10 protein-coding genes and 1 tRNA gene are annotated in these 9,217 nt (G+C 40.8%); 5 read left to right on the top strand and 6 right to left on the bottom strand.

Annotated elements, in window-relative coordinates:
• Positions 1-198: 198 nt before the first annotated feature.
• The gene (locus tag A7Q09_RS09385) at positions 199-1,272 is read right to left on the bottom strand and encodes a serine hydrolase (RefSeq protein ID WP_134391195.1); all 1,074 of its coding nucleotides are present in this window, start codon (positions 1,270-1,272) and stop codon (positions 199-201) included.
• Between the two features lie 54 nt (positions 1,273-1,326).
• The gene (locus tag A7Q09_RS09380) at positions 1,327-2,094 is read right to left on the bottom strand and encodes an N-acetylmuramoyl-L-alanine amidase (RefSeq protein WP_134391194.1); all 768 of its coding nucleotides are present in this window, start codon (positions 2,092-2,094) and stop codon (positions 1,327-1,329) included.
• 458 nt (positions 2,095-2,552) lie between these two features.
• On the opposite strand from A7Q09_RS09380, the gene A7Q09_RS11155 reads away from it, so the two are divergent.
• Positions 2,553-2,678 carry a hypothetical protein gene (locus tag A7Q09_RS11155; protein WP_279636293.1) on the top strand — a complete coding sequence of 42 codons (126 nt, stop codon included), beginning with the start codon at positions 2,553-2,555 and terminating at the stop codon, positions 2,676-2,678.
• Between the two features lie 116 nt (positions 2,679-2,794).
• Here A7Q09_RS11155 and lipA read toward each other — a convergent pair whose 3' ends face one another.
• On the bottom strand, positions 2,795-3,655 hold the full coding sequence (gene lipA / locus A7Q09_RS09375; protein ID WP_134391193.1) for a lipoyl synthase: 861 nt from the start codon (positions 3,653-3,655) through the stop codon (positions 2,795-2,797).
• Between the two features lie 101 nt (positions 3,656-3,756).
• Between lipA and A7Q09_RS09370 the strand changes: the two genes are divergently transcribed.
• Positions 3,757-4,401, top strand: coding sequence for a phosphopantothenoylcysteine decarboxylase (locus A7Q09_RS09370; RefSeq protein WP_134391192.1), 645 nt, complete (start codon positions 3,757-3,759; stop codon positions 4,399-4,401).
• Between the two features lie 46 nt (positions 4,402-4,447).
• Here A7Q09_RS09370 and A7Q09_RS09365 read toward each other — a convergent pair whose 3' ends face one another.
• On the bottom strand, positions 4,448-5,905 hold the full coding sequence (locus A7Q09_RS09365) for a cellulose synthase family protein (protein ID WP_134391191.1): 1,458 nt from the start codon (positions 5,903-5,905) through the stop codon (positions 4,448-4,450).
• 418 nt (positions 5,906-6,323) lie between these two features.
• The gene (locus A7Q09_RS09360) at positions 6,324-6,884 is read right to left on the bottom strand and encodes a hypothetical protein (protein ID WP_134391190.1); all 561 of its coding nucleotides are present in this window, start codon (positions 6,882-6,884) and stop codon (positions 6,324-6,326) included.
• Between the two features lie 167 nt (positions 6,885-7,051).
• Between A7Q09_RS09360 and A7Q09_RS09355 the strand changes: the two genes are divergently transcribed.
• The 3 genes from A7Q09_RS09355 (at position 7,052) to A7Q09_RS09345 (ending at position 8,967) form a co-directional block, all read left to right on the top strand.
• Positions 7,052-7,561, top strand: coding sequence for a GIY-YIG nuclease family protein (locus A7Q09_RS09355; RefSeq protein ID WP_134391189.1), 510 nt, complete (start codon positions 7,052-7,054; stop codon positions 7,559-7,561).
• A gap of 4 nt (positions 7,562-7,565) precedes the next feature.
• Complete coding sequence (locus A7Q09_RS09350) at positions 7,566-8,405, top strand: D-alanyl-D-alanine carboxypeptidase family protein (protein WP_134391188.1); 840 nt, start codon at positions 7,566-7,568, stop codon at positions 8,403-8,405.
• A gap of 471 nt (positions 8,406-8,876) precedes the next feature.
• A tRNA-Ser gene (locus A7Q09_RS09345) sits at positions 8,877-8,967 on the top strand.
• A gap of 36 nt (positions 8,968-9,003) precedes the next feature.
• Here the strand turns inward: A7Q09_RS09345 and A7Q09_RS10570 are convergent.
• The coding region (locus A7Q09_RS10570) for a hypothetical protein (RefSeq protein WP_166791975.1) at positions 9,004-9,217 on the bottom strand (214 nt) is incomplete at its 5' end.

The following is a 9,217-nucleotide window of genomic DNA, read 5'->3' as shown; positions in this document are numbered from 1 at the left end:
TAATTTATCGCCTTATATCCCCATGCCTGAAGGCAGGGGCATTACGGCGATGGATGGTAAGAAAGAATGATTGAAGAAAAGGTTTGCGACCAACCCAGCAAATAGGACAGGTCCCAAGACCTACTTATCCTTTCAGTTTCAAAGCAATTTTGCATTGCAGGCAACTGGAGGAAAAGGCTTTTGGCGAATAGAGAATAGTTAATTGATTTTTCCAAAAAGAAGTTTTAAAAAAGTCCTGTCTGAAAAACCACCACCATGCGACTGTCTGACAATAATTAAGTTCATGGAAGGAATAACGAATAATCTTTGATTGGCTGAACCAATCGATTCAATAAGATCGCTAGGCGCATCGTTACAAAGACTGCCTCTTTGCCAGTTTTCTTTTTCCCAAGGTTTGCTTAGTTCCTGTTCCACGTCTATTTCTCTTCCATAAGGCGCTAGAGTATTTACCCAGAATCCAATCCCGTAAAGAGGGTTTACTGAACTACCTTGAAAGCATTCTTTTAAATAGGGCCAAGAGATAATATTTTTCCCTCCATACCAGCCTTTCTGGAGAATCAATTCGCCAAATCTTGCCCATTCCCTTGAAGTCAACCTAAAGCCTGCGGCTAAAAGAGGATTGCCATGACCATCTTTCTTAAATTCGACTTGTTGAATACCCAGTGGGAATAATAATTTTTCTTCGATATATCTACAAGTAGTCATCCCCTTTTGCCTTAGTTTACGATTGAGGATCTCGCAAAAAATCTGTAAATGACTGGGGCCGTATGTAAAAACGGTCCCCGGTGCTCTTACTGGTTTTAAAAGGAGGGCATGAAGATTCCTATTCAAAAATCCATCGTTATGTAGATAGAAGGCAGGCTCTATGCCATCAGTAAAATGCAAAAGATCATAAATTGTTATTTTTTTTCTTGGATCATTATGGTTGCCATTGCCCCATTCTTCTATTGTTGAAGCTACAGGTTCTTGTAAGGAAAGAAGCCTTTCTTCCAAGGCCTTCATGGCAATAACGCCCCAAAAGCCTTTTGTTCCACTGAATATTCGGTGCCGAAGATAAGGACTGTTCCCCGGAGCATATTCTTCGTGAAGGACTTGACCATTTTTAATGATAAGAAGGGATAAATGGTTATGTGCTCTTGAATAGGAAGCGGCTTTCTGGATTTGTAGTTCAGAAAGGACATAGATGGGTTTTGAAAGAAGAAAAGAACCACTACCAAAGAAAAAGAAAAAATAATAAAGGAAATAGCCCAACTCCCTTAAAGACCCCTTCATAAAAGCTTGCAAAATGCGTTTTTAACAGAAAGTGGTTTGGAGAAAAAGTTTTTTTTAACTATGGAAGCTTTTGATTCCTAAGAGAGCTTCAATCTTTTTCAGTTGCTTCCTTTTCTTGGTTTTTTTGTGATAGACATGACGATGGGCATCAGTGGGCCTAGAAAGAGGTGCCCAAATTTCAGGTACAGAGCTAATCCCAAAGTCACCAAGCCGCTTTTCTTCATTGATCCCTTTGGCAAGGGCTATCGCCAGGGTCTGTCTATAAGAAGGACTAGCCAAAAGCTTGTTTTCAAATGGATTGGTCATAAAGCCACATTCACAAAGTACCGAAGGGATAGTAGGATTACGAGTTAGTCGAAGCCTGCGTCGAATCACACCAAGATCCTTTGCCCCAGTCATTTTCACAAGACTTCTTTGGATTCTGGTGGCCAATCCATAACTATTGGCATGCCAGAAGTAGGTTTTTATACCTCTTAACTTACGATTGGACAAGGCATCACAATGAATACTCACTAAAATCGCTCGTTTTCCAAGTTCATTAGCGATTCTCACCCTTTCATCTAGATCGACAAAACGATCATCCGTTCTTGTCATGATGACTCTAAATCCCATTCTTCTCAGTACGTTGGCAAGTCTTCGAGCTATATCAAGAGTCAATTCTTTTTCCATCAAATAATAAGGCGCTTTTCTTCCACTGCTCCCACCATTGTCAATACCACCATGTCCAGGGTCAATGAGAACGGTCGTAAAGGAGTCAATCGCTAGAAGAGAAGTTGGCAATAGAAAAAAAAGATAGAAAAGAAGTGTCTTAGAAATTTTCACAACCAAATGCCATTTTTTTTGTTAAATATTTTTACCATTTTAATGCATGGCTAGTCTTTCGCAAGCTTTTGTACTCAAAGTTTTCTGGAGCAGCACCAATATCTATTCCGTTCTGGGGAGGGGATAAAATCGCCTATTTGCCTTGGCATTCCTGTATCTCTTGGCAGATAATCTCTGCTGAGATACTTTTTCTTTTGTATCCACAGGGTATACGCCTGTTTCCCAATCTTCTCTCCTTTAGCATGCTTTTTTAAGACGAGCCAAACGGTGCTTACATAACTTCCTCGACATCAATTTTCTTAGTAGGCAGACGATGATGGCTCCCATCAATTAAGGTGGCACTGATACGGAATAATACAGTCGATGTCCTTCTCCAAAGCCAGAAGTGGAAACCCACCTTAGGCCTAACACTCTGCAATGTGTCGTAAGTGGACACCTTCATAAGCCTGTAGGTTGGAATGGCTAGCACAAGAAATGTGGCCTTAAAGGCTATCGTGAGCGGAGGGAACATGCCTCCTCCCATCGCTTTTGGACAAGTGGTCTTTGCCGTAGTCGAAGCCTGGCAAGGGGCCAGCGTAGTCTAGCTTCAGTCGCAAGCATGAGGTGCTACACTGGGAAATGGTGCGTTTTTTCTTATAGAAAGAATCGACAAACTGCAAGATGTGGTAAGAACCCATCCCCTTAAGGGGACAGGAGAGTATCACTGAGGCTTCAAGTGTTCATCGGCATGATAAGAACTACGGACTAAAGGACCAGATTCCACATGGCTAAATCCAATTTTTAATCCATATTCTTTCCAGCTTTGGAATTCTTCAGGACTAACCCATCTGTCGATTGGAAGATGATTTTTTGAAGGCCGTAAGTATTGTCCCAAAGTAAGAATTTGAACGCCAACCTGTCTAAGTTCCAATAGGGAGCTTTCTATTTCCTTTTCTGTTTCTCCAATTCCAAGCATCAATCCGGTTTTCGTTAGAAAGCCTTCTTTTGCTGATGTTCTAAGAACTTCTAGGGATCGGTCGTATCGCGCTTGGGGCCGAACCAGTTTTTGTAACCTTGGGACAGTTTCTACGTTGTGGTTCAAAACATCGGGTTTTGCCTCGAGCACCTTCCTTAGGCTTTCCCTATTTCCCCTGAAATCTGGAATAAGGACTTCAATCTTTGTATGAGGGTTCAAAGCCCTGACTTCTCTAATGGTTTTGGCCCATATGTCCGCTCCACCATCTTTTAGATCGTCTCGGGCCACAGAGGTGATGACAGCATATTTCAGTCCCATTGCTTGGATGGCCAGAGCAACGTTTTTAGGCTCCTCGGGATCTACCCCTAAGGGCTTAGCCGTAGTTACTGCACAGAACCGACAGCTGCGCGTGCATCTATCACCCAGAATCATCAGGGTTGCCGTTTTCCTGCCCCAACATTCTCCGATATTTGGACAAAGCGCACTTTCACAAACTGTATGAAGATGGTAAAAACTGACTATATTACGGATTTCGTTATACGCAGCTCCCCCGGGAATTTTTGCCCTGAGCCAGGAGGGTTTTCTTGCCATAAGTAATTGTTCCATAGCTAAACAATTAATTGAGATATTCTCAAAGAAGCAATAGATTTGTTCGTTCGAATAAAAAATAGTATGGGGTGGTTCAAGTTGAGAAGAGAAGAAAAGCAATGAAGATATTGATCACCTGCGGTCCAAGCTTTGAACCAATCGACGAGGTCCGAAGGATAACAAATTTTTCCACTGGTAGGCTTGGCATTCAATTATCCTCCTTTTTTTCCCTTTCTGGCTTTGAAGTGATCTGTGTGCTTGGCAGTTTATCTACAGTCCGACTGCAGAATCCTCCCTTTAAGCTCTATTCTTTCGATACTAACGATGGACTATGGGATACCATCAAAGGGCTAGCTCAAGAACATTGCTTTAAGGCTGTCTTTCATGCGGCTGCTCTTTGTGATTTTCAAGTCAAAGAAATCGTTGATCAGCATGGAAAAGAGGCAATGAAAACCAAAATAGCCACTGATAGAGAATATTGGATGCGGATTGTTCCGGCTAGGAAATTGCTCGAAAATTTTCGAGCAATTTTTCCAAAAGCCCTTCTTACGGGTTGGAAATACGAAGTCAGTGGCAATTACGAGACTCTCTATAAAAAAGGAAAACAACAGATCGAACGGTCTGGATCAGATTATTGCGTTCTCAATGGTCCCGCCTATGGACAAGGATATGGAATTTTAAACAAACAAGGAGAGCTCTTTCATGCCAGTTCAGTAGAAAACATAGGAGCATTTTTTATTGATAAAATAATAGCCTCCTCTTGAAGAAGGAATGAAAGGTTCCCTTCTTTTTTTATAGTTCCTGTTAGACTTAGTGGTTACTAGGTATCTTTTTCATTTTGATGATGGAATAGAGAGTGGCAATTCCTACATAACCAAATCCCATGGTATGAAGGAAAAGAGTGGGAATAGATACCCAGAGATGCTTCTGAAAAGCCTGATAGAGCGCTATACTAAACACAGTAGCAGCCAATGTTTCCAACAGGGGAAGGGTTAGACTATGTTCGACTTTGTATATGGGTTTTTGGGGGTTATAAGAACCATTTTTGGGGGTGCGGACAAATATATTGTTTTTCCCAAATAAGCCGTCGATGACAGACTTCGTATTGGCAAAAGTCATACCTAGAGCCATCGCCATAGAAAAAGGCAAAATAAAGAGCGTGCTAAGTTCGAACTTCTTACTTAAGATCAGAATGACAGACAGATAGGAAATGTAAAAAAGAGAAATCACAGAGAAAAGGATTCCGGCAAATACTTGGACTGAGGATTTTTCTTGAGGAGCAGAGAAAAAAGTAACGGCATTTAGAATAACCAGAAGGGCAACGATAGGATGGATAGAATGGGCAAGTAAGTGAAATAAACCTTCAATTTTGGAAGTTGTTGGAAAAGAGCCACGCAGTAAAGAAAGAAGATGTTTTTTTGCGGTTTGAATTGCTCCTTTGGCCCACCGATGTTGTTGGGTTCTAAAAGCGACGATAGGAGAGGGGAGTTCGCTTGGAACAACCATTTTTTGAGTATAAACAAATTTCCATCCTTTAAATTGTGCTCGATAACTGAGATCTAAATCTTCGGTTAGAGTGTCTCCTTCCCATCCTCCAGCATCAATAATGCATTGTTTTCTCCAGACCCCAGCAGTTCCATTAAAATTGAAAAAAAGGTTTTGTTTGTACCGAATGGGTTGTTCCAAAAGAAAATGTCCATCAAGAAACAATGCCTGACAGCGGGTAAGCAGATTGGAATCGCGATTTAAATAGCCCCATCTAGCTTGAACCATGCCAATTTTTGAAGAGGAAAAATAAGGAAGCGTATTTTTAAGAAAAGATGGAGGAGGAATAAAATCCGCATCGAAAATGGCTATAAACTCGCCTTTTGCTCTTTCCAGTCCATATTGTAAGCCGCCTGCCTTATAACCCGCTCTTGTTCCTCTTTGGAGATGTTGAATGTCAAAACCCTTTTTTTTAAAATCAGCGACTAGCCCCGAAACGAGGGCAGTCGTTTCATCAGTAGAGTCGTCTATAATTTGAATTTCCATTTTCTCTTTTGGGTAATCGATAGCACATACCGCATACAGCAAGCGTTCTACTACCGATTTTTCATTATAAATCGGAAGCTGGATCGTTACTTCTGGATAAGAATCGGTAGAGAGTAGATCTTCCTGCTTTTTTTTCTCTGCATTGGACCCTAGGAATAGTCTGAACACAAGGCTGATCCGATAGATTCCATGTATCAAAAGGATCAGTGCAAGCATCAAAAAACCAAAGGATATCATAGAAAATCATCCTTAGTAGTGAATTGTTTTTTTTGGATAGATAAGCATCTGGCTCGAGATTGAAGAGAAACAAGGCGCTAAAGGTAGCCTTTTCCATAAAAAGAAAAAAATGACGAATTTTCTCTTCGAAGCCCTATCCATAACCGGAATTTTCTAAAAGTGCATTCTTAATTTCGCGACGAATATATTCGGACAACCAAACGATTATCAAGCCAAACCATTTATCTGCTTCTTTTTGATGAAATCAAAGAAAAAAACAAGACAAGATTTTCATAATTCTCTTGAGTTGCAATGGTTGCTTGCTGCTAAATGGTTACCAATAAATCCCTTTAGCATTTTTCCCGGAGTAGAAAAACAACAACCAGGATATTTTTCGAAATTCAGATAATTTTTTTTGCTAGAACTGTTGACCAAAGTTTTAAGGAGCCGTGATGGCCACTTCTTCTAAAATCCATTTTCCTCCTTTCTTTTTCCAACGCACATAGTCGCAGACTTTTGGACTTTGTAAAAAAAAGCTTTTATCTTTCTTTTTCCACTTGCCTTTAGTTTCTTTCTTAAGAAGATCCCGATAGCTTAGTGCTTCAGCATGAGCCGAATCAAAAAGTTCATTATAGGTGGGTCCTTCCATTTTTGTTCTGTAAAAAGATCGGTTCGTCTTTTTTGTTTCATCAAAAAAAAGATGAAACAATGGACCTTTAGATTTGAAATCCTTTTCGATTTTTTGTTGATCGATTCTCCATTGGAAATTTTGGTTAGAAAGATTCCCTTGAGTATATATAAGAACGAGGGCGGGTGGATTTTTGGGAAAAAAATGAATGATTTTGGATTCCTTTTTGTTTCTCACTGCTTCTATATATTCTTTCATCGCATCTTTAACACTTTTGGAGTAAGCAGTTGGAAGAGTAGGAAAGGCCGTCATGGCTAAAAGAAAAATTAAAGCTTTTTTACAAGATGCAGGCAAAAGAGAAAAGACTACCATATCCAACTGCCATCTCAAAATTTAAATGGAGTGCAGCTTCCATGTAAGGTTAAGTAAGCTACTCCAGTAAAAAGAATTATGTAGCCTAAAATGCTAAAAATTTCGTTCCAATTAGGTCTTTTTATGGGATTAGTTTTAGCATTCAAAAAGATAAAAAAAAGGAAAAAATGGTATTTGTAAAACAATTATCACAAAGAAAGATGAGCTCTCAAAAAGAAAGATTTATCCCTTTTTCTACTTCTTTTTCTCTAACTGATATACCAGCTAGAAAGGGATCCTATCTGCTTATTTTCTTTTTAAGCAAAACAACCATTTTTTTTAAACAAACCAAAAGGCTGATAGCTGAAGGATGGTATTGTTATTGTGGTTCGGCCAGGGGGAATGGTGGCTTACGCAGCCGTCTTTCTAGACATATGTCAGTTTTTAAAACCGTTCATTGGCATATTGATCTTTTGACTCCTCAGGCCTGTTTTGTAGCTATCTGCTTGTATGAGCGTTTAACTCCCTTTCTAGAATGCTTGTTGAGCCAAGGATTGATCCATTTTTATGGTTTTAGGGCCCCGTTGCCAGGATTTGGCTCGACGGATTGTCAGAAGAAGTGTATAAGCCATTTGTTGTATACGCCAAATGAGATGGATTGGGAAAAAATTAGCACAAAAATCATAGAGAAGATCTAAAACCATGAAAAACAAGAATAGACTGAATCAGAAGCTATTGCTTTATATCCTTTTTTGGGCAATTCCGCTGCTTCGATCAGCTATGGGTGAAGAAGCTAACTTTATTGAAAAGAATCTGCAGGCCAGAGCAGCCCTTGTATGGGATATGGACCAAAAAAAAGATCTGTTTAGTCGCGATGCCGACTCCCAGTATTATCCGGCGAGCACCACAAAAATCATGACAGCACTCATTACCTACGAAAAGACCAAACTGGAAGGGACTGTTACAATACAGCCTGGAGACCTCGGTCTATCGGAATGTCCTGTGGTTCGCTTTCTGCCTGGAGAAAAATACTCGGTCAAAAGTCTCCTCTATGCCATGCTTCTTGCTTCGAGCAATGAAGCAGCCATGGCTTTGGCTAGGCATTCCGGTGGGACTGTCATGGCCTTTGTCGATGAGATGAATAAAAAAGCAAGAACTCTAGGATGTTTACACACCCATTTTCAGAATCCTCACGGGATTTCTTATCCAGGTCACATGACCTGCGCAAACGATTTGAGGAAAATTTTTGAAGCTTTTTTGGCTGTCCCAGACCTTGTAAAAATCGCTGCTTCTGTCAATTATGAACTATTGACTGTGGATGGTAAACCCATTCAATACCTTATGTCGACCAATAAACTGCTCGATCTTTATCAGGGTATGGTAGCTGGAAAAACTGGTTGGACCCCTGAATCCAGAAATACTTTCGTTGGGTTGTGCCAAAGAAAAGATAAAAAACTCATAATTGTTATCCTAGATAGCCCTAATAAATGGCATGATGCGCTTGTGCTCTTACAACCTTTTTTTGGAGGCCCATTGCCATAACCTTTTAGAAAGCGGTACGGAAGAGAAATAAGGCACATGCTCAAAGGCTCTTACCAAGGCGCATAATGGTGGAGGCAACCCCCAGTGAAGTGTAGCCTTGCTTGTAGGGGTTCTTTTTCTTGCTACTGAGTACCTTCCAGTGACATTTCGTAATCTTTACGAAGGGGTAGGCAACTGGCATGAGCAACATGGCAGCCTATCGCTGATAATCAGGAGGTATATTTTCTCAAACGCATCAGCTGTCTATTCCTACGAAGTCTTTGGGATAAGTAGTAAGCCAGAGAGAGGCCAACGCTCTGTAGCTTTAGGCACAAGCATCAAACACCATTTAGAAAAAAGGCTATGAGAACGGGAGAGAGGTGGTTAGAAGCTCATCCTCTTTAGGGAATATAGGGGAGTGTCACTCTAATAGCTATTGCCTTTAGCCTAGTGGTTCAGTAAGATAGCCTTGAAGCATTTATGCCTGAATAGGGACAGGTGCCAGAGTGGTTGATTGGGACGGTCTTGAAAACCGTTAGGGAGTTTCCCTCCCTCGTGGGTTCGAATCCCACCCTGTCCGCCATTTCCCTATACATAAGAGAAGTTGGCTTTTATTGAGTCATTCCATGGGCATCCCCAGAGAAAAGAGCTTGCAGTGGCCAAAGGATAACTTTCCGTCACTTAGACTACTTGACATCCTCCCCATGCCTAAAAGGCAGGGGATTCCTGGAGATAACTGACCAGATTTAGCCAGGGCAAGCTCTCCGATGAGGGTGTTGAGGTTTTGATAGACCCTGACACTCTCATCGGCCTCACTTAGCTGTTCATCTCCA

Origin of the sequence: Methylacidiphilum sp. Yel (assembly GCF_004421185.1) — a bacterium.
Lineage (GTDB): Bacteria > Verrucomicrobiota > Verrucomicrobiia > Methylacidiphilales > Methylacidiphilaceae > Methylacidiphilum.
The sequence above is the reverse complement of the archived record's forward strand: the minus strand, read 5'-3'. Positions and strand labels throughout refer to the sequence as shown.